At 71.3% G+C, this 23110-nt stretch carries 22 protein-coding genes; 11 read left to right on the top strand and 11 right to left on the bottom strand.

What is annotated here, in order from left to right; genetic code table 11:
- Positions 1 to 2 precede the first annotated feature (2 nt).
- The 4 genes from H4W80_RS51270 to H4W80_RS51255 are packed head-to-tail and all read left to right on the top strand — an operon-like array spanning position 3 to position 4525.
- On the top strand, positions 3 to 923 hold the full coding sequence (locus tag H4W80_RS51270) for a carbohydrate ABC transporter permease (RefSeq protein ID WP_192791710.1): 921 nt from the start codon (positions 3 to 5) through the stop codon (positions 921 to 923).
- On the top strand, positions 920 to 1762 hold the full coding sequence (locus H4W80_RS51265; RefSeq protein WP_192791709.1) for a carbohydrate ABC transporter permease: 843 nt from the start codon (positions 920 to 922) through the stop codon (positions 1760 to 1762). Before H4W80_RS51270 ends, H4W80_RS51265 begins: the two co-directional genes overlap by 4 nt.
- On the top strand, positions 1759 to 3747 hold the full coding sequence (locus H4W80_RS51260; RefSeq protein ID WP_192791708.1) for an alpha-amylase family protein: 1989 nt from the start codon (positions 1759 to 1761) through the stop codon (positions 3745 to 3747). The genes H4W80_RS51265 and H4W80_RS51260 overlap by 4 nt, the downstream gene beginning before the upstream one ends.
- Entirely contained in the window at positions 3740 to 4525 is a 786-nt protein-coding gene (locus H4W80_RS51255) for an alpha/beta fold hydrolase (protein WP_192791707.1), read from the top strand. The genes H4W80_RS51260 and H4W80_RS51255 overlap by 8 nt, the downstream gene beginning before the upstream one ends.
- Before the next feature lie 9 nt (positions 4526 to 4534).
- Here the strand turns inward: H4W80_RS51255 and H4W80_RS51250 are convergent, their stop codons facing one another.
- The 5 genes from H4W80_RS51250 to H4W80_RS51235 form a co-directional block, all read right to left on the bottom strand.
- Positions 4535 to 6712 carry a glycoside hydrolase family 127 protein gene (locus tag H4W80_RS51250; RefSeq protein WP_192791706.1) on the bottom strand — a complete coding sequence of 726 codons (2178 nt, stop codon included), beginning with the start codon at positions 6710 to 6712 and terminating at the stop codon, positions 4535 to 4537.
- 124 nt (positions 6713 to 6836) lie between these two features.
- Entirely contained in the window at positions 6837 to 7505 is a 669-nt protein-coding gene (locus H4W80_RS51245) for a LysR family substrate-binding domain-containing protein (RefSeq protein WP_318787650.1), read from the bottom strand.
- Positions 7506 to 7517: 12 nt separating this feature from the next.
- Complete coding sequence (locus H4W80_RS62005; protein WP_225964137.1) at positions 7518 to 7745, bottom strand: helix-turn-helix domain-containing protein; 228 nt, start codon at positions 7743 to 7745, stop codon at positions 7518 to 7520.
- Entirely contained in the window at positions 7726 to 9156 is a 1431-nt protein-coding gene (gene pdxR, locus H4W80_RS51240; RefSeq protein ID WP_192794244.1) for a MocR-like pyridoxine biosynthesis transcription factor PdxR, read from the bottom strand. Before pdxR ends, H4W80_RS62005 begins: the two co-directional genes overlap by 20 nt.
- 67 nt (positions 9157 to 9223) lie before the next feature.
- The gene (locus tag H4W80_RS51235) at positions 9224 to 10168 is read right to left on the bottom strand and encodes an EamA family transporter (protein ID WP_192791705.1); all 945 of its coding nucleotides are present in this window, start codon (positions 10166 to 10168) and stop codon (positions 9224 to 9226) included.
- Between the two features lie 331 nt (positions 10169 to 10499).
- Between H4W80_RS51235 and H4W80_RS51230 the strand changes: the two genes are divergently transcribed.
- The 7 genes from H4W80_RS51230 to H4W80_RS51200 all read left to right on the top strand — a co-directional run bounded on the left by H4W80_RS51230 (position 10500) and on the right by H4W80_RS51200 (position 16523).
- Entirely contained in the window at positions 10500 to 10673 is a 174-nt protein-coding gene (locus H4W80_RS51230; protein WP_192791704.1) for a CsbD family protein, read from the top strand.
- A gap of 96 nt (positions 10674 to 10769) precedes the next feature.
- Complete coding sequence (locus tag H4W80_RS51225) at positions 10770 to 11003, top strand: hypothetical protein (RefSeq protein WP_192791703.1); 234 nt, start codon at positions 10770 to 10772, stop codon at positions 11001 to 11003.
- Positions 11004 to 11075: 72 nt separating this feature from the next.
- On the top strand, positions 11076 to 11663 hold the full coding sequence (locus tag H4W80_RS51220) for a sugar O-acetyltransferase (RefSeq protein ID WP_225964136.1): 588 nt from the start codon (positions 11076 to 11078) through the stop codon (positions 11661 to 11663).
- Positions 11660 to 12220 (top strand): TetR/AcrR family transcriptional regulator, encoded by a 561-nt coding sequence (locus H4W80_RS51215; protein ID WP_192791702.1) that lies wholly within the window; start codon positions 11660 to 11662, stop codon positions 12218 to 12220. Before H4W80_RS51220 ends, H4W80_RS51215 begins: the two co-directional genes overlap by 4 nt.
- 34 nt (positions 12221 to 12254) lie before the next feature.
- Positions 12255 to 13466 (top strand): MFS transporter, encoded by a 1212-nt coding sequence (locus tag H4W80_RS51210; RefSeq protein ID WP_192791701.1) that lies wholly within the window; start codon positions 12255 to 12257, stop codon positions 13464 to 13466.
- A 170-nt stretch (positions 13467 to 13636) separates the two neighbouring features.
- Positions 13637 to 15442: an RICIN domain-containing protein gene (locus H4W80_RS51205; RefSeq protein ID WP_192791700.1), complete on the top strand. Its 1806-nt coding sequence runs from the start codon at positions 13637 to 13639 to the stop codon at positions 15440 to 15442.
- A gap of 64 nt (positions 15443 to 15506) precedes the next feature.
- Positions 15507 to 16523, top strand: coding sequence for a LacI family DNA-binding transcriptional regulator (locus H4W80_RS51200; protein WP_192791699.1), 1017 nt, complete (start codon positions 15507 to 15509; stop codon positions 16521 to 16523).
- Positions 16524 to 16542: 19 nt separating this feature from the next.
- On the opposite strand, the gene H4W80_RS62000 is transcribed toward H4W80_RS51200, so the two are convergent.
- The 6 genes from H4W80_RS62000 to H4W80_RS51175 all read right to left on the bottom strand — a co-directional run bounded on the left by H4W80_RS62000 (position 16543) and on the right by H4W80_RS51175 (position 22987).
- Complete coding sequence (locus H4W80_RS62000; RefSeq protein ID WP_225964134.1) at positions 16543 to 16860, bottom strand: hypothetical protein; 318 nt, start codon at positions 16858 to 16860, stop codon at positions 16543 to 16545.
- Complete coding sequence (locus H4W80_RS51195; protein ID WP_225966174.1) at positions 16752 to 17372, bottom strand: carboxylesterase family protein; 621 nt, start codon at positions 17370 to 17372, stop codon at positions 16752 to 16754. Before H4W80_RS51195 ends, H4W80_RS62000 begins: the two co-directional genes overlap by 109 nt.
- Before the next feature lie 149 nt (positions 17373 to 17521).
- Entirely contained in the window at positions 17522 to 19759 is a 2238-nt protein-coding gene (yicI, locus tag H4W80_RS51190; protein ID WP_192791698.1) for an alpha-xylosidase, read from the bottom strand.
- A gap of 7 nt (positions 19760 to 19766) precedes the next feature.
- A complete protein-coding gene (locus H4W80_RS51185) occupies positions 19767 to 20660 on the bottom strand; it encodes a carbohydrate ABC transporter permease (protein ID WP_192791697.1) in 894 nt (297 codons plus the stop codon).
- Positions 20657 to 21583 carry a carbohydrate ABC transporter permease gene (locus tag H4W80_RS51180; RefSeq protein ID WP_192791696.1) on the bottom strand — a complete coding sequence of 309 codons (927 nt, stop codon included), beginning with the start codon at positions 21581 to 21583 and terminating at the stop codon, positions 20657 to 20659. Before H4W80_RS51180 ends, H4W80_RS51185 begins: the two co-directional genes overlap by 4 nt.
- A gap of 51 nt (positions 21584 to 21634) precedes the next feature.
- Positions 21635 to 22987 carry an ABC transporter substrate-binding protein gene (locus H4W80_RS51175; protein WP_192791695.1) on the bottom strand — a complete coding sequence of 451 codons (1353 nt, stop codon included), beginning with the start codon at positions 22985 to 22987 and terminating at the stop codon, positions 21635 to 21637.
- Between the last annotated feature and the right edge of the window lie 123 nt (positions 22988 to 23110).

Here is a 23110-nt window from a genome sequence, read left to right as displayed (position 1 = left end):
ACATGCCCCTGTCCCCGAGTGTCCGGCGCCGGCCCGGCTGGTTCGACGCCAAGCGCCGGCCCCAGGCCATCGCCGGCCTGGTCATGGTCGCGCCCTTCCTGGCCGTGTTCCTCGTGTTCCAGCTCGGCCCGATCCTCGCGTCGATGGCGATGAGCTTCACCGACATGACCAGCCGCGACCTTCGCTCGCCCTTCGCCGTCGACTTCGTCGGGCTCGCCAACGTCCAGGCCCTGTTCGCCGACCCGAGATTCGTCAAGTCGCTGGTGAACACCGGCGTGTTCGTCCTCGCGGCCACTCCCCTCACGATCGCCTGCGCCCTCGTGCTCGCCGTCGCCCTCAATAACGGCATCACCCGGCTCAAGGGCTTCTTCCGGACGGCACTGTACGTGCCGGTCGTCACCTCGACGGTCGCGGTGGCCGTCGTGTGGAAGTTCATCTTCGCCGACGAGGGGGTCGTCAACTCCGTCCTGTCGATCTTCGGCATCGACGGCCCCAACTACCTGCAGGACTCGTTCTGGGCGATGCCCGTCGTGATCCTGCTCGGCGTGTGGCGGATGACCGGCCTGATCATGGTGCTCTTCCTCGCCGGGTTGCAGGGGATCCCGTCCCCGCTCTACGAGGCGGCGACCGTCGACGGCGCGGGAACGTGGCGGAAGTTCATCTCGATCACCGTGCCGATGCTCATGCCGATCCTCCTGCTGGCCGGCGTGATCCTCAGTGTCGCCTTCGTGCAGGTCTTCGAGGAGCCGTTCGTGCTCACCCGGGGCGGCCCGCTCGACGCCACGTCGACGGCCTCGCTGTACGTGTACGACCTGTTCGGGTTCGGGAAGTACGGGGTCGCCTCGGCGGCGAGCTACGTCCTCTTCGTGGCGATCGCGATCCTTGCGCTGATCCAGTTCCGCATCTTCCGGAGGCGCACATGACCCCGCACACGACCACCCCGCAGGGCGGGCGGATCGCGCGCGCCGCCTCGATCTACGGGTTCCTCGCCCTGGCGGCGCTGGTGACGCTCTTCCCGCTGATCTGGACCATCATCGGCTCTTTCAAGCCGGGCATCGAGGTGCTGCTGCCGACGATCTTCCCGAGAGACCCGACGCTCGAGAACTACGCCAACCTGCTCGGCGGCCAGGACTTCTACCGCTACTTCTTCAACAGCGTCGTGATCGCCCTGTGCAGCATCGCCGGCAACGTCCTGCTCTGCTCGATGGTCGGCTACGCGCTCGCCAAGCTGGACTTCCCCGGGAAGCGCCTCGTGCTGGCGGCGGTGCTCATCACGATCATGGTGCCGGGCGTGGTGATGTTCGTGCCGCTGTTCATCACCGTCAACGGCCTCGGCCTCGCCAACAACTACGGGGGGATGATCGTACCGTTCCTGGTCGGGGCGGGCGGGGTCTTCCTCCTCCGGCAGTTCCTCCTCGACATCCCCGACGAGCTGCTGGAAGCCGCGCGCATCGACGGCGCCGGGGAGTTCCGGATCTTCTTCCGCATCGTGCTGCCGCTCTGCGGACCGGCCCTGGCCACGATCGGGATCCTGACCTTCATGTCCAGCTGGAACAACCTGCTCTGGCCGCTGGTCGTCGCACAGTCCAAGGACCTCTACACGCTCCCCGTCGCGCTCGCCTTCCTCTCCCAAGGCGACGGCACGATCAACTACGGGGGCATGCTCGCCGGATCCGTGCTGACGATCATGCCGATCGTGCTGGTCTTCCTGTTCCTCCAGAGGTACTTCATCTCAGGCATCGCAACGACGGGAATCAAATGACCCAGTGGTGGCAGAAACCCTTCCAGCTGTTCCAGTCGAACATCCGCATCCCCGACGGCGACCTGGACACCGACGCCGCGACCCGGCTCATCGAGCAGCTCGGCTTCGACGTGTGGCTGCTCAACGCCGGAGGCATCGCCTACTTCTACCCGGTCACGGGCGACGACCAGGAGATGAGCCCCGCGCTGGGGCGGCGGGCCTCGGGTGACCTGATCGCGGACGCGCTCGCCGACTGCCGCCGGCGGGGGATGCGGCTGGTGGCGCGGTTCGACTTCTCCCGGCTGCCGAGCCGGTTCGTACGGGCGCGGCCCGAGTGGGCGTTTCTCACCGCGGCCGGCGAGATGTGCGAGGCCGACGGGCTGACCAACATCTGCCCGCGCAGCGACTACTACGAAGAACGCGTGCCCGAGATCCTCGCCGACTTCGTCGACCGCTACGACGTCGACGGCGTGTTCTTCAACTGGATGCAGTTCCCCGTCGCGTCCTACACCATGGACCTCTATGGCACGTGCCATTGCGACCGCTGCACGGCCGCGTTCCGTGACGCGTACCCCGATCTGGAATATCCCACGGGCTTCCAGCACGACAATCACGCCACTCTGACCGTGCTCAACGGCCGGCACCTCCGCGCGCTGGCCGAACGGTACTCGCGGCTCGTCAAGAGCCGTCGCCCCGGGATCGCGCTCTTTCTCGCGGACGCCCCGGTCGACATGGTGTTCCTGGAGACGAACAGCCCGATCAAGGCGGACCAGCCCTGGTGGGAGCACACGCCCGGCGAGCTCGCCAGCGCGCACAAGACGGCCCATCCGCACGTCCCGGCGCTGGTGCACTCCGCCCAGAACGTCGGCCTGCCCTACCGCCTCATCGGTGAGCAGCCCGCGCAGTACGCGCGCTACTTCGCGCAGGCGCTCGCCCGGGCCGCGCGCCCCTCGGCCGTCGTCATCGGCAAGCCCACGACCGAGCACTTCTCCGCGTTCGCGCGCTCGACGCCCGTGCTCAAGATCTACCGCGACAACCACGACCTCTACGCCGGCCTGCGGCCGTGCGCCACGGTCGCGGTCGTCCGCCCGCCAGGCGGCACCGCCCTGGCGTCGATGCAGCACCGCTCGGACTTCACCGAGTACCGCGGCATCTTCGAGTCCCTCCAGCAGCACCACATCCCGTTCGACGTCCTCGGTGCGGAGTACGCGCGCGAACTCGTGGAGCGGCGGGCGCTCGACCGATACGCGGTCGTCGCGGTCCCGGGCGACGCGATCACCACACCCGAGCTGGCCGCGGCGCTCCTGGGGTTCGCCGACGCCGGCGGCGAGCTCGTCCTCACCGGTGACCCCACCACGCTCGGGACGCCGCCGGGCGGGCTCGCCGTGACCCGCGTGCTCCAGGGCACCCGCGAGCTCGGCGGGCGGTTCGGCGCCCGGCCGGACGGCCGGTTCGGTGACCGGCTGCCGCTGCTCGGCACCTTCTGGGGCGTCGCAGGCGGCGAGCACGACGGCTGGCTGCTCTCGGAGCAGGCGCCCTTCGGCCCGCCCGAGCTGACGTACGGCAACGAACGCTTCACGTCCCATCCGCTCCGGGTGAGCGTGCCCCACGGCCGCGGCCGGATCACCCTGCTGCCGTGGACCGCCGGCACCACCCAGCGGGTCAGCGGGCTGAGCAGTGTCGCCGGCTTCATCGCCGGCACCGTCGCCGACCGGCTCGGCGACGCTTGGCTCCTCTCGGCCGAGTTCGCGACGAGCGTGGAGGTCGTGGTCGGGCGGTCCGGCGACACCCTCGTCATTCACCTCATCAACCATTCGGGCGGCCGGCCGGAGCGGCTCGTCGACCCCGTTCCGATCCGCGGCCGGCTGCGCGTCCCGCATCGCGTGGCCGGCGATCGGCCCGTGGTCACATCGCTGTCCGGGGGCGCCTGCGAAGTCGGGAAGGACTCGGACGCACTCGTGATCGACATCGAGGTGGGAGCCGTCGAGGTGATCCGCGTTGACTAGCGCGACGGCCCGCTCCGCGCGCCTGGAACCGTGCGCCGCCCACGACCCGGCCGGCCCGCTCGTCCTCGTCAACTCGCTCGGCACGACCTCGTCCATGTGGGACGGCCTCGTGCCGGTGCTGCGCACCCGCTTCGACGTCGTCTGCTACGAACAGCGCGGCTACGGCGCCGAGGACGCTCCCGACGGTCCCTTCTGGCTCGGCGACCTCGTGGACGATCTCATCGACGTGCTCGACGGGCTCGGGCTCGAACGCGCGCACCTGGCCGGCACCTCCCTCGGCGGGATGGTCGCCGCACGGGCGGCGGCCCGGCACCCCCACCGCGTACGCAGTGTGACGATCATGTGCTCCGCGCCGGTGCTCCCTCGGGATCCCTGGCTCGAACGCGCGCGGGCCGTCCGCGACGGAGGGCTCGCGGTGATTCACGACACCGTCGTCAAGCGCTGGTTCACCCCCGAGTTCGCGGCCGGGCACCCGGACGTCGTCCGGCGCTACGGCGACATGCTCCTCGCCAACGACACCGGACAGTACGCCCGCGCCTGCGAGATGCTCGCGGCCGCGGACGTGCGCCCCGACCTCGGCAGCGTGGCCGCCCCGACCCTGGTGATCGGAGGCTCGGCCGACATCGCCACCCCTCCCGAGACCCAGGAGGTCTACGCGGCGGGCATACCGGGGGCGCGCCTGCTGGTCCTCGACGGCGTCGGCCACATGGCGCCGGCCGCCGTCCCCGTGGAGATCGCGCGCGAGATCGTCGCACACGCCGGGCACGCCCATGACTGATGCTCGCGATCACCGGCTGGGGAGCCTGGCCCGGGTGGCCGTGGAGACCACCGTGTCCTTCTGGGCCGAGGTCATCAGGCCGGCCGCGACCCACTCCTCCGCGGTGCGGGTCACGGTGGAGACGAACTGTCCCTGGTTCGCGAAGGGCGCGTTCTTCCAGACCGCGTCCAGGAACGTCACCGAGTCCGCCCGCTCGCGGTTGGGCACGCCGGAGTCGATCCTGCCGAAGACGACGGTCGGCTCGACGCGCCGGAAGTAGGCGTGGTAGCGGTCGGTGTTGTTGAGGTAGAGGGGGACCAGCGGCAGGCCGTTCGCCGTGAAGCTCATCGGCCCGGTGGACGTGACGGCGCGCGCGAGGTCCCCGGACAGGGTGAAGTCCTTGTAGAAGGAGAACTGGCGGAAGGTCGTCTGGTCGCTCTTGGCGACCATCGGCACCGGCCCGTACGCGATGCTCTGGGTGGTCGGGCTGTCCAGCGCCTTCTCGATCCGCAGCGAGAACGGCATCGTGATCCTCACGGTGTCGCCGCTGCGCCACTGCCGGTCGAGCGTGACGTACTCGCCTGGCTTGGCGTCGAGCCGCTGGTCGGTCGCGTTGACCAGGACCGTGAAGCCCTTCTCCACCCAGTACGGCACCCGCAGCTTCACCACCAGCCGGCCGTTGCCCGTGAACGTCAGCGTCGTCACCCCCGCGGGGTCGGCCGGGTAGTTCGTGACCTGCTTGATCACGAAGCCCTTCTCCGCCCAGTCGAGCTCCGAGGCCAGGTAGAGGTTCACGTAGAGCGTCGAGTCGTCGGCGGACCGGAAGTAGATCGAGTCCTGGAACTTGGTGTGGCTCTCCAGCCCGGTGCCGCCGCAGCAGGTGCCGAGGTTGCCGTACGTGCGCGCCGCACCCGGCCGCATCGGGATGAAGTAGGTCAGCAGCGGATTGGTGGTGCTGTCGGTGTTGCGGCGGGAGGCGAGGATCTGGCCGTAGAGCGCCCGCTCGTAGTACTGCATGTACTTCGGGTCGGCGGTGTGGAAGAACAGGGCGCGGCTCAGCTTGAGCATGTTGTAGTTGCAGCAGGTCTCGGCGTTGTTGGTGCCCAGCGTTCCGACGATGACGTCGCGCGCTCCGAAGAGCTCGCCGTTGTCGGCCGGGCCGGCCAGGCCGCCGTCGGTGAAGACGCGGTGCGGGACGACCATGTCCCAGAAGTTCACGGCCGCGTCGAAGTAGCGGCGTTCCTGGTTCTGGTCGAAGACGGACAGGTATCCGATGAACTGGGGGATGTGCTGGTTGGCGTGTTTCCGGTTGAGGGTGTCCTGCCCGTCGGCGGTGGCCGCGAGCAGGGCGGAGTTGTCGAAGCACGTGGCCGTCGCGAGGTACTCCGCCTTGCCGGTGAGGGCGTACAGGTCGGCCATCACGATGTTCATGCCGTTGTACTCGCCGGCGATGTAGATGCCCCACATGCGGTCGAGCTGGGCCCGCGGGAGGTGGCCCAGCCTGCTGTGGACCCAGTCGCCCATCTTCAGCACGATCTCGAGCGCCTGCTCGTTGCCGGCGTACTGGTAGGCGTCGAGCAGCCCTCTCATGATCATGTGGCAGGTGTAGTACGGCGCCCAGATCGTGGGATAGGTCGCGTACTGCTCCAGCTGGATGAACTGCGTCTCGGGGTAGGCGGCCAGGAAGCCGGGGTGGCTCGGCCCGCCGGGTTGCCCGACCTTCGCGGCCAGCGCGTTCTGGCACTCCCCCAGCGCGGTGACCATGTAGTCGACCTTGTTCTTGTAGAAGGCGTCGCCGGAGCCCGCGTAGGCCAGGGCGAGGGCGCTGAGGAAGTGCCCGCTGTAGTGACCGCGCAGATTGCCGGTCGCGTCGTCCCAGCCGCCGGGCGGTTGCGCGCCCAGCGTGTCCAGACCGGCGTTGGCCCGGAAATTGGCCAGCATCCGGTCGGCCGGGTAGGCCCGCAGGAAGGTCAGGATCCGATCCCGGTTGGCGGTGAACAGGCTCGTGCCCAGCCTGACCTGGCTGTTGGCGAACGGCTTCACGATCCAGCCGCCCGGCACCGGGGGGTCGTTCTGCGGCAGAGGGACCATCGTGCGGGCCACGGCCCGGGCCGTGCCGGTGGACGTCGCCAAAGCGAGCGCGGACGGGGCGGCGGCCGCTAACGCCGCCAGCCGAAGCGCCTCGCGCCTGGGCACCATTGCTGACATTGGTCCTCTTCGTCAGGTGGGGGGCAGGTGGGCGCGGATTGGTAGCGCTAACATTTACGATCGAAGGCGTCGTGCTTCTTTCCGGGCCCATATTCCGGGAGTGTCGACCACCCCATCGGGCTCGTCAAGAGACCGATGGGTCGCCCGTCGCCGCGGCGATGTCGGTGGCCGCCCGGGCGAAGGCGTGGATCAACGGGTTGTCCGCCGCCGTACGCCACACCAGGGCCCACTGGCAGGGCGGGGCGTCGCGGATGGGCACGAAGGCCAGGCTGGGCCAGGGATAGAAGTCGGCGACGTCGACCGTGACCCCGGCGACGGCCCGGCCGGAGGCGACGGCGGTGAGGGCTTCCTGCCAGGTGGAGACCTTGGGGCCGCGGCGCACGGGCCGGCCCGCGGGGGTGCGGTAGGGGTTGAAGGTCTCCTCCATGTCCTGCGGGATCCTCTGGCCCTGCACCACGGCGCAGTCGCCGAGGTCTTCCAGGCAGATCGAGTCCCGTCCGGCGTAGGGGTGGGTGGCGGAGACCATCAGCAGCACCGGCGACGTGCTCACGACGGGGCCCGCGGTGAGGCCGGGTTCACCCATCGGCAGCCACAACACCGCCACGTCGACCTCGCCGGAGCGGATGAGATCCAGCGGGGAGGGGGGCTGGATCTCGCGGTGCTGCAGCCGGACGCCGGGGTTCCGGGCCTCGAACAGGCCGATGATGTCACCGAAGGCCAGGGAGTGCGGCCCGACGGTGCCCAAGGTCAGCGTGCCGCGGACGCCGCGGGCCGCCTCCCTCGCGTCGTCGATCCCCCGCAGGATCTACCGGTATCCGGCGCTCAGGTCCCGGTGCAGCTGCTCGCCGAGCGGCGTCAGGCGGACCTGCCGGCTGGAGCGCTCGAACAACGCGGCGCCGATGCTGCGCTCCTGCTTCTTGATCGCCTGGCTGACCCGGGCCTGGGTGATGTGCAGGCGCTCGGCGGTGCGGCTGAAATGCAACTCCTCGGCGAGCGTCAGGAAGATCTCGATGTCACGCAGCTCCACGATCATCAGCCTCCGCATAGGTCCCGCCGAGGCCGCGCACCGCGGCCGCCAGCGCCTCCACCCCTTCGGCGATCCGGCCTTCGGTCAGGTCGCCGTAGCCGAGGATCAGTCCCTGGCGTCCCGGCCCGGCCAGCCGGTACGGCCCGACGCCGGCGACGCGTACGCCGTGATCGGCGGCGGCGGCCACCACGTCGTCCTCCCCCATGCCGTCCGGGAGCCAGACCACGAGGTGCAGCCCGGCCGCCACCCCGGTGGGCCGGAAGCCGGGAAGAGACTCGGCGAGCCGGGCGAGCAGGACGTCGCGGCGGCGCCGGTAGACGGGGCGCATCCGGCGCAGGTGCCGGTCGAGCTCGCCGCGTACGAGGAAGTCGGCCAGGGCGAGCTGTTCGATGGCCGGTGAGCCGCGATCGGCGAGCAGCTTGGCCTCGGCGACCGCGGCGGCCAGGTGCGCCGGCACCACGAGCCAGCCCAGGCGGAGCCCGGGGGCGAGGATCTTGCTGAGGGAGCCGGCGTAGAGCACCACGTCGGCGGCGAGGCCCTGCATGGCTCCGATGGGGGCGCGGTCATAGCGGTATTCGGCGTCGTAGTCGTCCTCCAGGACGAGCGCGCCGCGGGCCCGCGCCCACCGGACCACCTCCGTACGCGTCCTGGCCGGCAGCACGCCGCCGAGCGGCCACTGGTGCGACGGGGTGAGGACGACCAGATCGGCGTCCGCCCGCTCCAGAGCGGCCGGCTCGATGCCCTCGCCGGTCACCGGCAGGGGGACGACGTCGAGCCCGTGCAGGCCCGCGAGCAGCCGGATGTCGTCGGTCGACGGGTCCTCCACGGCGATCCGGCGCGCGCCGCGGCCGGCGAGCACACTGATGACCAGCGCGGCCGCCTGCCCGTATCCGCTGGTGATGAGCACCTGGGACGGGTCGGCGGAAGTGCCGCGGACGCGGTTGAGGTAGTCGGCCACGGCAGTGCGCAGCTCGGGCAGGCCGTACCCGTCGAGGTAGTTGAGCCGGCTGTGCGGCGCGTCGGTCAGCACCCGCCTGAGCGAGCGCAGCCAGGCGGCGCGGGGGAAGCTGGCCGGGTCGATGCGGCCGTACCCGAAGTCGATGTACGGGCCGGCGCCCTGCGGCGGCGGGGTCGCGGCGGCGGCCTGGCCGGGTACGGCGGCCACCCGCGTGTAGGAGCCAGGCGTGCTGGTGAGGTATCCCTCGGCGAGGAGCTGGTTGTAGGCCTCGACCACGACGCCGCGCGAGACGCCGATCTCGGTGGCGAGCCGGCGCGAGGAGGGGAGCGACGCGCCGTGGCGCAGGCGGCCCGTGCGGATGCCGTCGCGCAACACCGTCTCGATCTGCCGGTGCAGCGGCGTGGCGCCGGTCCGGTCGAGCTCCACCAGCAGATCGTGCGCCAGGGTCGAGTTCACCATGCTCACCCGTCGCAGCGTAGCGAGGCGTCGCGTTCGCCATGCTCACCTGTCACAGCCTGAGCAGGGCTCAGCCGGCGGCGAAAGCGCCGACGGAGGCCGCGCACAGCAGCAGCCCCGCCGCGTGCGCCAGGCTGGTCCGCTCCCGCAGCACCAGGGCGGCCAGGGCGACGGTGAAGGCGGGGTAGAGCGAGGTGATCACGGCCGAGACGGTGAGCGTCGCCCCGCGGGTGGACAGCGCATACAGCACGGTCGAGCAGACGCCCAGGACGCCCGGCCACACCGCCGCCCACGGCACCCGCGCCGCTCCGGCCGGCTGCTCGACTTCGCCGGTTCGGCCCGCATCCCGGCGACCGGCCTGCACGAAGGTCGCACCCCGACGGCCGGCCAACGCGAAGGTCGCACCCCGACGGCCGGCCAACGCGAAGGTCGCACCCCGGCGGCCGGCCAGCACGAAGGCGGCCAGGACGGCGACGGCGGACAGCTGGCTCGCGGCCACCGGCCACAGGCCCGCGGTGTCCCCGGCCCGGTCGAGGCAGACGAACAGGGCGGCGAACCCGAGCCCGGCCAGCAACCCCTCGACCACCCCACCGCCGCCGCCCCGGCCCGGCTGCGCGGCGACCAGCCAGATCCCGGGGATGGCCAGGCCGACGCCGACCACCGCGAGCGAGGTGAACTCGCCGCCGGACAGCAGGTCGACCGGGATGGGCAGACCGGCCGCGCCGACGGCCGACAGCGGCCCGGCCACGTTCATCCGCCCCCTGGACAGCCCGCGGTAGAGAGCCAGCGTGCCGACCGCCCCGCCGAGCCCGGCGCCGATCCCCCATCCGACCGCACCCGCATCGGGGCGGGCGCTGACGGCGAGCGCGGCGGCCAGGCCGCCGATCGCGGCGGCGGACTGGCCGACGAGCCCGACCAGCGCGTAGTGGCTGCGGCGCGACAGCAGCCCGCCGAGAAAGTCCGAGGCGCCGTACAGGGCGGCGGCGGCCAGGGCGAGCAGGATCGCCGTCGGCATCAGCGCTCACCGCCCGCCGACGTGGTGGCGCCGTTCCAGGAGATCAGTCGCTGCCTCGCCGGGCTCAAGGGCGACATGTCCGCGATGGTCCGTCCCACGATCTCTTCCTCTCTCAGGGGCATCGGGTGCGTTGACCATGCTGCTGGCGGATCGGACGGGGGGACAGGACCGATTCCGGTCCGAGATGGAGGTCCGATTTCGCCGCGCAGGCCGCTTCGTACGACGGCGCGGGCGGGCGAAGCGTGTATTCGCCCGCCATCCGGGCAGTGGAAGAACCCGTTCCTGAATAGCGGAAAAGCGTTTACATCCGTACGCACAGGAGGAGATGAATATGTCCCGGAAGGAAAAGGCCAAGGGCAAGGCCGAGGAGATCAAGGGCATGGCCAAGGAGCGCGCCGGCGATCTCACCGACAACGAGTCTCTGCAGGCCAAGGGCAGGGCAGAGAAGGCCAAGGCCAATCTGCGACAGGCGAAGGAGAAGGCGAAGGACGCCTTCAAGAAATAGATCGACCGACGGCGGCGGCAGCCCTTCCGGGAATGGGCTCCCGCCGCCGTCCGGTGCTCGGTGGTTTGGACGTCAAGGTTCGGGCAGAGGCGGGTCATGAACGGACAGGACGAGATGCCCGCGGACCTGCCGGCCGCAGCCGGCCGCGTCAACGGAGAGAGCGACACCATCGCCGCACGGGCCGGAGTCGAAGTCCGGGAGACGCGACGGCCGATACCGGCGGAACCCGTCGAGCCGCCGCTCGATCCCGAGGAGAAGGTCGAGCAGGAGCGGCACGAGGCAGTCGAGGAGGGCGAGGACGTTCGCCCTGACGCCGAGCCCACCGACTGAGGCCGGCGGCGAGGGGCGTCGCGATATGGGCTGATATGTACGCACGTACATCCGATGTGTACGCTTGTACGTATGATGTCCGACTTTGCTGACCGCCCGATGCGCGAACGGATGCTCGCCGGCGACCTCTACATCGCCGACGATCCGGAGCTGGCCGAGCACATGCTGCGCGCGGCGGACCTGATGGAGGCGTTCAACGCGACGCCGGCCCGCGATCCGCGGGAGCGGCGCCGGCTGCTCACCGAGCTGCTGGGCGCGATCGGCGAGGGCACGGAGATCCGGCCGCCGCTGCGGGTCGACTACGGCAGCCACCTCAGGATCGGCGCGCGAACGTTCGCCAACTTCGGGCTCGTCGCCCTGGACGTCGCGCCGATCGTCATCGGCGACGACGTGCAGATCGGCTCCTACGTGCAGCTCATGACGCCGACGCACCCGCTCGACCCGGAGCTCCGCCGCGCGAAGTGGGAGGCCGCCGAGCCGATCACCATCGGCGACAACGTGTGGCTGGGCAGCGGGGCGATCGTCCTGGGCGGGGTCACGATCGGGGAGAACACCGTGGTCGGCGCCGGCGCGGTGGTCACCCGGGATCTCCCGGCGAACGTCGTGGCGGTGGGCAATCCCGCCCGCGTGATCCGCACGATCGAGCCAGGCACGCCGTGAGCGGCCCCGCCGCCCCGCGGCGGCCTCGCCGGCACGACCCCGGGCGGCGGGACCGGCTGATCGACGCGGCACTCACCGTCATCGCCGAGCGCGGCGTCGCCGGGACGACGCACCGGGAGATCGCCCGCGCCGCCGACGTGCCGCTGGGCTCGATGACCTACCACTTCACGTCACTGGACGAGGTGCTCGCCGAGGCGTTCACCCGGCACGCCGACTCGGTGGCCCGCGTCTTCGACGAGCGCCTGAGCGCCGCCCCGGACCGTGACGCGGCGGTCGAGGCCGTCATCACGCTGGTGTCGGACGACCTGCTCGGCTCGCGGCACGACCTCGTCCTCACCGTCGAGCTGTACGTGGCCGCGGCCCGCAACCCGGCCCTGCGGACCGTCACCCAGGCCTGGATGGCGCGCAGCCGCCGGGCGCTGGAACGCCACTTCGACGCCACCACCGCCCGGGAGCTCGACGCGCTCATCGAAGGGCTCGTGCTGCACAGCGCCCTGTCGACCGACCCGATGACGCCCGGGCAGATCCGCCACGCCATCCACCGGTACCTGCGCTGATCCCCTCCTCCGCGCCTACGCGATCGGAAAGCCGATGCCCGCTGCCCCCCTCACCACGCCCACTCGCCAGGCCCGCCTGGCCCGCGCCGCCGTCGCCGCGCTGTTCCTCACCAACGGCGCCGTGTTCTTCAACATCGTCCCGCGCTACCCGCAGATCAAGGCCGAGCTCGGCCTGAGCAACGCCGTCTTCGGCACCGCGCTGGCCGCGCACCCGGTCGGCGCGCTGCTGGCCGGGCTGCTCGCCGGCGCCGCCATCCGCCGCTTCCGCTCCGCGCGCGTGGCGTCGATGGGGATCGTGGTGACCACTGTCGCCACGCTGTTCATCCCCTTTGTGCCGAACTGGGTGGCCTTCGGCGGCGTGCTGTTCGTCGTGGGGGCCCTCGACGCGATCGTCGACGTCGCGCAGAACGCCCACGGCCTGCGGGTGCAGCGTCTTTACGGCCGGTCCATCGTCAATTCGCTGCACGGCGTGTGGAGCGTCGGCGCGGTCCTGGGCGGCCTGATGGGCTCGGCCGCCGCCGGCCTCGACATCCCCCTCGCGGTCCACCTGGGCATCTCGGCGACGCTGTTCAGCGTGACCGCCCTCGTCGCCTACCGGTTCCTGCTCCCCGGCCCGGAAGATGCCGAACGCCCTGCCGAGGCCCAGGACGGCGACCCCTCCCGCCGTGCGGGGCGGCGCTCGTTCACCGGCGCCGCCGTACGGATGCTCGCCGCGCTCGGCGTGCTGGCCGCGTGCGGCACCCTGGTCGAGGACGCCGGCGCGTCCTGGGGCGCGCTCTACCTGAGCGGCGACCTGCGCACCGACGCCGCCACCGCCGGTCTGGCCGTCGTGGCCCTCCAGGTCGCCATGACCGTCGGCCGCCTCAGCGGCGACCGCGTCGTGGACCGCTTCGGGCAGCGCACCGTCGTGCGGGCCGGAGGGGCGCTGGCCGCGATCGGCATGGGCGCCGCCCTCGCCATGCCGTCGGTTCCGGCCGCGCTGGCCGGCTTCGCCCTCGCCGGGCTCGGCGTCGCCACGCTCGTCCCGGCCGCCATGCACACCGCCGACGAACTGCCCGGGCTGCCCGCCGGCGCCGGCCTGACCATCGTCAGCTGGCTGCTGCGCGGGGGGTTCCTGCTGTCGCCTCCCCTCGTCGGGTTCGTCGCCGACCTCACCAGCCTGCGCGTCGGCCTGCTCTCCGTCGTCCTGGCCGGGACCGTCACGGTCGTCCTCGGCCGCGTCCTGGTGAACCGCACCCCGGCCTGAACCGCCTCGCCCGGCGCCGTTGACACGTCTCCGGGCGAGATCTACGATCCGATCGAATCGATTCGCTAACGCTCCCGGTGCACCTTTGCCGTGCCTGCACATCTGTACGCCGAACCGATTCCCCCTCGTGGTCCTTCCCTTCCCCCCAACTCTCGAAGGAGCCACCCAAGATGACGATCACCGCACGTCGCGCACTGGCCGCGATGCTCATCGCCGCCACCCTCCAGGCCGTCCCGGCGCCGGCGCAGGCCGCGGACGAATCCATCAGCGTCGACTTCTCCGTGGCCGGCGGCGCCCCGGCCTACCGCGCGTCCGGCTGGATCTACGGCATGACGGAGAACGCGTCAGGACCGGCGGACCACTTCTTCCGCGACGTGAAGTTCCGGTACATGCGGGCCGGCGGCGCGCAGCTCGGCTCGCCCGGCGGCTGGGTGTCGGGCGCCTACGACCGCAGGTGGAACGCGACGCTGGCCCAGGCCCGCCGGACGATCGCGCTCGGCGGCCAGTTCATCATCCTCCCGCACGACCTGTGGGGCGCCGACGGCTATCCGATCTCGCGCTTCCCCGGCGACAACGGCGACTGGTCCGACTACGACGCCTTCCTCACCCGCCTGATCAACGACGTTCGGGCCGCCGGGATCACCGTGCAGTGGGACATCTGGAACGAGCCCAACCTGTCCCTGTTCTGGAACCGCCCGCAGGCCCAGTACTTCGAGCTGTGGCGCCGCAGCTACCAGCGCATCCGCGCCGCCTTCCCCGGCCACCTGATCGTCGGCCCCAGCTGCGCCTGCGTGCCCTCCACCACGCACGCCTTCTGGAACGCCTACCTCGACTTCGTCCGCGCGAACAACGTCGTCCCCGACATCGTCAGCTGGCACTCCCTCCCCGGCGACCCGGTGGCCAACGTGGCGGCCGCCAACGCCACGCTCGACGCGCGCGGCATCCCGCATCCGCGGCCGTACCAGATCAACGAGTACGCCGCCTCCAACGAGCAGAACCCGGGAGACGGCGCGTGGTACATCGCCCGGCTGGAGCGGGCGGGCGCCGACGGGCTGCGCGCGAACTGGGCGAGCGCCGGCAACCTGCACAACGACCTGGCGAACCTGCTCGTCCGCAACAGCGCGGGCCAGCACCTGCCCAAGGGCGAATGGTGGGTCTACCGCTTCTACGGCTCCCAGACCGGCCAGATCGTCTCGACGACCCCGAGCCCGGCGTACGACGCCTTCGCCACCAGGACGACCGGCGCGGCCAAGGTCCTCGTGGGCGGCGGCGGGACGACCGGCAACGTCGCCGTCGGCCTGCGGCGGCTCGACGCCACCAGCGGCATCGTGCAGAACAACCAGGTCCGCGCGGTCGTGCAGCGCATCCCGTTCAACGGCGGAGGCGCGGTCCAGGGGCCGATCACCGTTCAGGACACGGTCCTGACGCTGTCCGGCAACGCCGCCACGGTGAACCTGCCGCACACCAACGCCGACGACACGTTCACCATCACCCTGCTGCCGCCGTCGGACGGCGGCTTCCAGTCCGTCGCCGTCGCGCAGCACTCCCAGCAGTGCCTGGACAACACCGACCTCGGCACGGCCGACGGCAACGTGCAGCAGCAGTTCTACTGCGAGGGCGGCGACCAGCAGCTGTGGAACTTCCGGCCGGTCGCCGGCGTGGCGAACACCTACACGCTGGTCAACCAGCAGAGCGGCAAGTGCCTCGACGTGAGCGGGTCCTCCACGGCCGACGGCGCGGCGGTGCTCCAGTGGACGTGCGCCGGCGGCGCGCAGAACCAGCAGTTCACCCTGCGCAGGGTCACCTACGCGGGCAACGATCCCCACGACCACCAGCTCGTCGCCCGCCACAGCGGCAAGTGCGTCGACGTCAGCACCATCTCGACCGCGCCCAAGGCCCCTGTCCACCAGTGGACCTGCAACCCTGCCGGCCAGGCCGGCCCGCTCAACCAGACCTGGCGGCTCTGGGGCCGATGAGCGCCACATGAACCGGTTCGACCTACGATGGTCGCCGACCGGCGGCATCGGGCGAGGAGCACGGGTGAACATCGGAGAGATCGCCAAGCGGGCGGGCGTGTCGCGCAGCACCGTCTCGTACGCGCTCACCGGCAAGCGCCCGGTGTCGGAGGAGACCAAGCGCCGCATCCTGACGGTCATCGACGAGCTGGGCTACCGGCCCAACGCCTCGGCCAGGGCGCTGAAGGAGGGCCGCACCCGGACGATCGGCCTGGTCATCCCGCCGGCCAGCCAGCGCCTGACCGACATGCAGCTCGGCTTCGTGGCCAGCGTGGTCGACGCCGCCGCCCGCGCCGACCTGGACGTCCTGCTGTCGCCTTCCGGCGGCGAGCACGAGCGCTCCTTCGAGCGCGTCGTCACCGGCCGGCGCGTGGACGGCGTCATCCTCATGGAGATCCGGCTGGAGGACGACCGGGTCGCCCGGCTGCAGGGGCTCGGCCTGCCGTTCGTCGGCATCGGCCGCACCCGGCACCCGGAGGGCATGTCCTGGGTGGACATCGACTACGAGACGCTGATCGCCAGGTGCGTCCACCACCTGGCCGATCTCGGCCACCGGCGGCTAGCGCTGATCAACCGCAGCGCCGAACTGGTCGCGGCCGGCTACGGCCCCGGCCACCGGGCGCAGGCCGGCTTCGACCGCGCCATCGCCGAGCGCGGCCTGCGCGGCGTGCGGGTCTGCTGCGCCGACGACGCCCAGGCCGGGCAGGCGTGCCTGCAGCAGCTCCTCGCCGAGCACCCGGGGCTGACCGCCGTCGCCACCATCAACGAGGCGGCGGTGTCCGGCATGTACCGGGGGCTGGCCGAAGCGGGCCTGAGCGTGCCCGGCGACTTCTCCATCGCCGGGGTCGCGGCCCAGCGCTGGGCCGAGAGCCTGCACCCGCCGCTCACCGCCGCCGACGTCCCGGCCGACGAGCTGGGCGCCCGCGCCGTGGAGCTGCTCATCCAGCGCGTCGCCGACCCCGGCACCCCGCAGCGCCACCTGCTGCTGGCCCCGCCCATCTCGCTGCGCGCCACCACCGGGCCCGCCCGGCCGCGCGACTGAGCGGGAGACGTTCCGGCGCTCATGGTTGCGTCGAATCGATTCGACCCAGCAGGGGAAGCGCGTCGAAGACGTGGTCCTGCCAGAGGCGGCGCGAGGCCTCCTCGGGGTACGCCGCGACCGACGGCGGCGTGTCGAAGATCCGGGTCAGGCGCTGCCCGGAGTCGTAGGCGGGCCAGCCCGGCTCGCCCGAGGTCGCGAAGGACGTCCAGGCCGTGCGGATCTGGGCCGTCAGCTCGCGCGCCTCGACGGTGTGCTCGGGGCCGATGGCCGCCGGGCCCAGGTGGGCGTCGTAGGTGCCGAACAGCAGCGGGCCGTCCAGGCCGTGGCAGGCGCGCATGACCCCGCCGTTGCCCGGGGACTGCCAGGCCGGCTCGTACAGGTAGGCCCTGCCGCCCCGGCCGCCTGCGCCTCGGCCAGGCGCAGCGTCGGCATGCGGAACAGCCAGTCGGTCTGCACGAGCTCGTAGAGCTCCTCGGCGGACGTGCCGGCCGCCAGCGCCTGCCAGGGCGCGGCCGGCACGATCGCCGGCAGCTCCCGCGGGTCCACGCCCGACAGGTCCGCGGCCGTCGGACGCAGGCCCGCCTCGGCGGCGATGGCCGCCGCGACGTCCCGGGCCAGGGCGTCGGAGAAGTACGTGCCCGGCAGGCTCTGCCAGACGGCCCGCCGGAACAGGCCCGCCGCGCTCGGCATGACCATCAGCGCGGCGATGGACCCGGCGCCGGCCGACTCGCCGAGGCGGTAGTTCAGCGACACGAAGACCACGTCGCCGTCGCGGGCGAGGTGCCGGGCGTCGTAGCCGGGGCTGCCGGAGAACCCGTGCTCGTAGGCGCCGCCGTGGATCCACACCATCACCGGCGGCTTCCGCCGCTACAACCGCAACCCCGGGCACCGGCGAGCCCCGCGCCGGCGCCACCACCCTCCGCACCGCCGACCAGCAGGTCTTCCGCGACCCGCGGCACCCGTCGGCGGTTGCTCCTGCCCGTCCGCTGACCGCGCCGTCAGGCGAGTTCGTACGTCCAGCCGGAGGCGAGGGTGGAGGAGACCCGGACCTCGCCGCCGGAGCGGGTGACGGTGAACCGGGCGGGCTCGCCGGAGGCGTGATCGGTGACGGTGAGGGTGGTCTCGCCGTCCGGTCCCGGGTGGACGCGCAGGGTCAGGCCGTCGAGGTAGTCGTAGTCCGGCCGGTCGTCCCTGGCCCCGATGGGCAGGACGGCGCCTTCGCGCACGTAGATCGGCATCGAGGTGAAGCCGTGCCGCTCGGTGCGCCAGCGCCCGCCCTCGACGCGCTCCCCCGTCAGGTGGTTCGTCCACGTGCCGTCGGGCAGGTAGAGCTCCACCGTCCCGTCGGGGGTGAAGACGGGCGCGACGAGCAGGTCCGGGCCGAGCATGTACTGGGTGTCGAGGTGGGCGGCGTTGCGGTCGCCGGGGAACTCCATCGCCATGGGCCGCATCAGGGGCGTCCCGCTCTCGTGCGCCTCGAGGCCCGCCTGGTGCAGGTACGGCATCAGGCGCAGCTTGAGCTTCGTGAACAGCCGGGTCACCGCCACGGCCTCCTCGTCGAAGGCCCACGGAACGCGGTAGGAGGTGGAGCCGTGCAGCCGCGAGTGGGAGGACATGAGCCCGAAGGCGACCCAGCGCTTGAAGACGCCGGGGTCGGGGGTGCCCTCGAAGCCGCCGATGTCGTGGCTCCAGAAGGAGAAGCCGGAGAACGCGAGCGACAGGCCGCCGCGCAGGGTCTCCGCCATGGACCCGTACGTCGATCCCGAGTCGCCGCCCCAGTGGACCGGCAGCCGCTGGCCGCCCGCGGTCGCCGACCGTGCGAACAGCACCGCCTCGCCCCGGCCGCGCCGCTCTTCGAGCACCTCGAACACCGCCGTGTTGTAGAGGTGGGTGTAGAGGTTGTGCATGCGTTCGGGCGAGGAGCCGTCGAAGTAGGCGACGTCGAGCGGGATGCGCTCCCCGAAGTCGGTCTTGAACGCGTCGACCCCCTGGTCCTGCAGCGCGCGCAGCTTCGACTGGAACCAGCGCGTCGCCTCCGGGTTGGTGAAGTCGACGAGCCCCATGCCGGCCTGCCACAGGTCCCATTGCCAGACCGACCCGTCCGGGCGCTTCAGCAGGAAGCCCTGCGCGGCGGCCTCGGCGAACAGCGGTGAGCGCTGGGCGATGTAGGGGTTGATCCACACGCAGACGCGCAGGTCCTTGGCGTGCAGCCGGGCCAGCATGCCCTCGGGGTCGGGGAAGACCCGCGGGTCCCACTGGAAGTCGCACCAGTTGAACTCGCGCATCCAGAAGCAGTCGAAGTGGAAGACCGACAGCGGCAGGTCGCGCTCGGCCATGCCGTCGATGAACGAGGTCACCGTCCGCTCGTCGTAGTCGGTGGTGAACGAGGTCGACAGCCACAGGCCGTAGGACCAGGCGGGCAGGCGCGCGGGGCGGCCGGTGAGGGCGGTGTAGCGTTCCAGGATCTGCTTCGGGGTGGGCCCGTAGATCACGAAGTATTCGAGGCTCTCCCCCGCGACCGAGAACTGCACGCGTTGCACCGTCTCCGACCCGATCTCGTACGAGACGTGCCCCGGGTGGTTCACGAAGACGCCGTATCCGCGGTTGGTGAGGTAGAACGGCACGTTCTTGTAGGCCTGCTCCGAGGAGGTCCCGCCGTCGGCGTTCCAGATCTCCACCGTCTGGCCGTTCTTGACCAGCGGCCCGAAGCGCTCCCCCAGCCCGTAGACCACCTCGCCCACGTCCAGCGCGAGCTGCTGGGCGAGGTGGACGGAGGCGCGGGCGCCGCCGACCGGCGGCGGATCGACCTGCGCTTCGTCGGCGAGCCGGAAGTGGCCGATGGACTTGTGCCCGCTGGAGGTCAGCGGGCGGCCGCCGGCGTGGAACGACAGGTTCCAGGGGGCTCCGGGTGCCATGGTCGCGCTCAGCTCGCCGCTGGTGAGCGTCGTCGCGCCGTCCGTCTTGACGATGCCGTGGCCGTCCTCGGCGCCGACGAGGTCGAAGCCGCGGCCGTCGCTCGCGTGGTGCTCGATGCGGACGCGGATCACGTTCGCCAGCGGCGACGACAGCCTCAGCGAGAGGACCGGCCGGTTGAGGGTGTCGCCGCGGCGGTGGATGACGGTGGTGGGCGCGGTCACGGTGAACGCGCCCTCCTCGGTGGCGATGTCGTACGCCTCGGCCGCGTACAGCGCGGTGACGCCGGGGCGCAGCTGCCAGAGCCCGTCGGTGAACTTCATCGGTGGGTCATCCCTTCAATCCGCCGGCCAGCAGGTCGGCGCGCCAGAACCGCTGCAGCACCAGGACGAGGGCGATCAGCGGGATGACGGAGACGGCCGAGCCCATGATGACCAGCGAGTACAGGTCCCCATCGCCCGCGCCTTTGCCCAGGAACGTGTACAGGCCCAGGGTGATCGGATATTTGTCCTGATCGGAGAGCATGATGAAGGGCAGCAGGAAGTTGTTCCAGATGCCGACGAACTGCAGCAGGAACACCGTGACCAGCCCCTGCACCATCATGGGCAGCACGATGGTGCCGAAGATCCGGGTCTCCCCGGCGCCGTCCAGGCGCGCCGCCTCCAGCGTGCTCTCCGGCACCGAGGCGGCGGCGAAGACCCGGCACAGGAAGATGCCGAACGGGTTGATGATGACCGGCAGCAGCACCGACCAGTGGGTCCCGGCCAGGCCGACGGCGGCCATCAGCAGATACTGGGGGACGGCCAGCACGATGCCGGGCACGAGCACGCCGGCCAGGATCACGGAGAACAGGGCCTCGCGCCCCCGGAAGCGGAACTTGGCCAGGGCGTAGCCGGCCATGGCCGACACCAGCGTCGACAGGATCGCGCCGACGCCGGCGTAGAGCAGCGAGTTGAGCCCCCACTTCCAGAACTGGCCGCCGCCGTAGGCGCTGAGGTTGGCGAGGTTCTCGAGGAGGCCGGTGCCGGGGGCGAAGGAGAAGGTGGTGAACAGCTCGCGCGACGTCTTGGAGGCGGCGATGACCACCCAGGCCACCGGGGTCAGGCAGTACAGCGCGCCGAGCAGCAGCACGATCAGCGGGAGGCGTGGCCGCCGCGCCGCCGCCGGGCGGCGGCGGCGTTGGTGGTGGAACTGGCGGTCTCCGGTGCGGGGTACGGCGGTCATACGTTGTCTCCGAAGGTCCGGCGCTGGAAGAACCGCAGCAGCAGCAGCGAGATGACCAGGATGCCCACGGCCAGCACCACGGAGGCGGCCGCGGCCCCGCCGAGGTTGTCGTTCGTGAACGCCTCCTGGTAGATCTTCATCAGCGGCACCCAGGTGAAGCTGATCGTGGTCGTCATCGGCCGCAGCGTGGCCGGTTCGCTGTAGAGCTGCAGAGTGCCGATCACGGAGAACAGGCCGGTGAGCACGAGCGCGGGGGCGACCAGCGGGATCTTGATGCGCCAGGCGATCTGCCACTCGCTCGCCCCGTCGATGCGGGCCGCCTCGTAGACGGAGGTGGGGATGGCGCGCAGCGACGTGAAGATGATGATCATGTTGAAGCCGACGCCGGACCACAGCGCGATGTTGGCCAGCGAGAAGTACAGGGCGGGGAAGCCGAAGAAGTCCAGCGGCCCGGCGTTCAGCTGCCTGGCGATGTAGGTGATCGGGCTGGTGCTGGGCAGGTACAGGAAGCCCCACAGGAGGCTGGCGATCACGCCGGGCACCGCGTACGGCAGGAAGATCGCGGTGCGCGTGAAGCCGCGCGCCCGCACCCTGGGGGTGTCGAGCAGCAGCGCGAACAGCAGGGCCAGGCCCAGCACGCTGGGGATGGCGATGACGCCGTAGAGCAGGACTCGCCCGAGCCCGGCGACGTATTCGGGGTCGGAGAGCGCGGCGGCGTAGTTGTCGAATCCGATGAAGGCTTCCACCCGCCGCCCGAACGCGCCGCCGCCTTCGATGCGGAAGCCGCGGAAGCTCAGGTAGACGGCGTAGCCGATCGGGACGATCAGGAACAGGGTGAACAGGACGATCGCGGGCGTGGCGAACATCCACGGGGTGGCGACGGCGCGGATACGCAGGCGTCGCCCGGCGGAGCTGGCGGGCATGAGACGTCCAGAGAGGGGTCGAACCGAGGGCCCGGCCGGGCCCTCGGCGTCTTACTTGGTGACGGTGTAGCCGGACTTCTGCAGGTCGGCGACGACGGCCTGCTGCGTGGCCTGGTACACCGCGCGGAAGGAGGTCTTGTCGAGCGCGGCCTTGTTGAGCGCGTCGCCGAAGGCGCTCTGGGCGATGTTCACGTTGGGTCCCCAGGTCACCGGGATGGTGGTGTTCTTGATCACCTGGTCGGTGACCTGGTAGAAGTCCTTCTGCTGCGGCATCAGCTTAGGCGGCTCGTGGGTCAGCGTCGCCTGGCGCCCGGCGTTCCCACCGGGGTAGATGTCGAGCGTGAGCTGCAGCTTGGAGCCCTCGTCGGAGGCGCCCAGCCAGGCGGCGAAGGCCGCGGCCTCCTTGGCGTGCTTCGACTTGGCCGGCACCAGGTAGGCGGATCCGCCCAGGAACGGGACGGCGGGGTTGCCGGGCGTCCACTGCGGCAGCGGCGCGGACTCCCACTTGCCGGCGGTGTCGGGCGCCACCGAGTAGATGACGCTGGGCGCCCAGGCACCGGCGGCCCAGCTCAGGATCTTGCCCTTGTTGACCTGGGCGTTCCACTCCGGCGTGAGCAGCGGCTCGACCTTCACCAGGTCCCGCTTCACGAGGTCCTCCCAGAAGTCGGCGGTCTTCAGGGACGGCTCGCTGTCGATGCCGACCTTCCAGGCGTTGCCGTCGGTGCTCCACCACTGGGCACCGGCCTGGGTGGCCTGGGCGGCGAAGAACTCGAGCTGGTTGGCGGCGAAGCTGGCGATGTAGGCGTCGGGGTCCTTCTTGTGGATCTGCTCGGCGGCCTTGGCGTACTCGGCCCAGGTGGTGGGGACCTTGACGCCGTACTTGTCGAACAGGTCCTTGCGGTAGGTGAGCGCCATCGGCCCGATGTCCTGGGGCACGCCGTAGACCTGGTTGTTGAAGGTGGTCAGGGCCCAGATGTTGGGGTCGATGCCCGACTTGGCGGATGCCACGTCGGCGGTGATGTCCTTCACGGCTCCGGAGACCACCATGGCCGGCACGGCGCGGTACTCCAGCTGCACGACGTCGGGGGTGTCGCCGGCCTTGTCGGCGGCCAGCAGCTTGGAGGCGGTGTCGGAGGTTCCGCCGACCTCCGACAGCTTGATCGTGACGTTGGGGTTCTCCTGGTGGTACTTGGCGATGATCGCCTCGGCCTCCGGGTCGCCGCCCTTCAAGTTCCAGGTCCAGACCTGCAGCGTGACCGGCCCGCTCGCGCTCGCCGCCGTGCTCGGGGAGGGGGTGTCGGCGGACGAGCAGGCGGCCAGCGACGCCGCCAGAGCGAGGGCCAGCGACGCGGCGCCCAGCTTCCTGCGGTGTCGGCGGGGTCGGGGCGGGGTCGGTGGGGTCATGACGGTCTCCTGGGCAAGGGGTGGTGCGCCTGGACGGGAATGCCAGGTCGTGCGTTGGGATCTAACCTGATGTTAACGTTGTCATCCTGTCAAGCCCCCTCTTTGTGAGATCTCTCGGAGCCC

Origin of the sequence: Nonomuraea angiospora, assembly GCF_014873145.1 — a bacterium.
Classification (GTDB): Bacteria; Actinomycetota; Actinomycetes; order Streptosporangiales; family Streptosporangiaceae; genus Nonomuraea; species Nonomuraea angiospora.
Note: the sequence above shows the minus strand (reverse complement) of the source record. Positions and strands in the feature narration are given on the sequence as shown.

What these genes read in the sequence shown, in the direction of transcription:
- H4W80_RS51250 (WP_192791706.1), bottom strand. Translation starts at nt 6,712, where the DNA reads ATGTCAGCAATGGTGCCCAGGCGCGAGGCGCTTCGGCTGGCGGCGTTA.
- H4W80_RS51270 (WP_192791710.1), top strand. Translation starts at nt 3, where the DNA reads ATGCCCCTGTCCCCGAGTGTCCGGCGCCGGCCCGGCTGGTTCGACGCC.
- H4W80_RS51205 (WP_192791700.1), top strand. Translation starts at nt 13,637, where the DNA reads ATGACGATCACCGCACGTCGCGCACTGGCCGCGATGCTCATCGCCGCC.
- pdxR (WP_192794244.1), bottom strand. Translation starts at nt 9,156, where the DNA reads ATGGTGAACTCGACCCTGGCGCACGATCTGCTGGTGGAGCTCGACCGG.
- H4W80_RS51265 (WP_192791709.1), top strand. Translation starts at nt 920, where the DNA reads ATGACCCCGCACACGACCACCCCGCAGGGCGGGCGGATCGCGCGCGCC.
- H4W80_RS62000 (WP_225964134.1), bottom strand. Translation starts at nt 16,860, where the DNA reads ATGCGCGCCTGCCACGGCCTGGACGGCCCGCTGCTGTTCGGCACCTAC.
- H4W80_RS51235 (WP_192791705.1), bottom strand. Translation starts at nt 10,168, where the DNA reads ATGCCGACGGCGATCCTGCTCGCCCTGGCCGCCGCCGCCCTGTACGGC.
- H4W80_RS51225 (WP_192791703.1), top strand. Translation starts at nt 10,770, where the DNA reads ATGAACGGACAGGACGAGATGCCCGCGGACCTGCCGGCCGCAGCCGGC.
- H4W80_RS62005 (WP_225964137.1), bottom strand. Translation starts at nt 7,745, where the DNA reads ATGATCGTGGAGCTGCGTGACATCGAGATCTTCCTGACGCTCGCCGAG.
- H4W80_RS51220 (WP_225964136.1), top strand. Translation starts at nt 11,076, where the DNA reads ATGATGTCCGACTTTGCTGACCGCCCGATGCGCGAACGGATGCTCGCC.
- H4W80_RS51175 (WP_192791695.1), bottom strand. Translation starts at nt 22,987, where the DNA reads ATGACCCCACCGACCCCGCCCCGACCCCGCCGACACCGCAGGAAGCTG.
- yicI (WP_192791698.1), bottom strand. Translation starts at nt 19,759, where the DNA reads ATGAAGTTCACCGACGGGCTCTGGCAGCTGCGCCCCGGCGTCACCGCG.
- H4W80_RS51260 (WP_192791708.1), top strand. Translation starts at nt 1,759, where the DNA reads ATGACCCAGTGGTGGCAGAAACCCTTCCAGCTGTTCCAGTCGAACATC.
- H4W80_RS51185 (WP_192791697.1), bottom strand. Translation starts at nt 20,660, where the DNA reads ATGACCGCCGTACCCCGCACCGGAGACCGCCAGTTCCACCACCAACGC.
- H4W80_RS51210 (WP_192791701.1), top strand. Translation starts at nt 12,255, where the DNA reads ATGCCCGCTGCCCCCCTCACCACGCCCACTCGCCAGGCCCGCCTGGCC.
- H4W80_RS51180 (WP_192791696.1), bottom strand. Translation starts at nt 21,583, where the DNA reads ATGCCCGCCAGCTCCGCCGGGCGACGCCTGCGTATCCGCGCCGTCGCC.
- H4W80_RS51195 (WP_225966174.1), bottom strand. Translation starts at nt 17,372, where the DNA reads ATGGTGTGGATCCACGGCGGCGCCTACGAGCACGGGTTCTCCGGCAGC.
- H4W80_RS51230 (WP_192791704.1), top strand. Translation starts at nt 10,500, where the DNA reads ATGTCCCGGAAGGAAAAGGCCAAGGGCAAGGCCGAGGAGATCAAGGGC.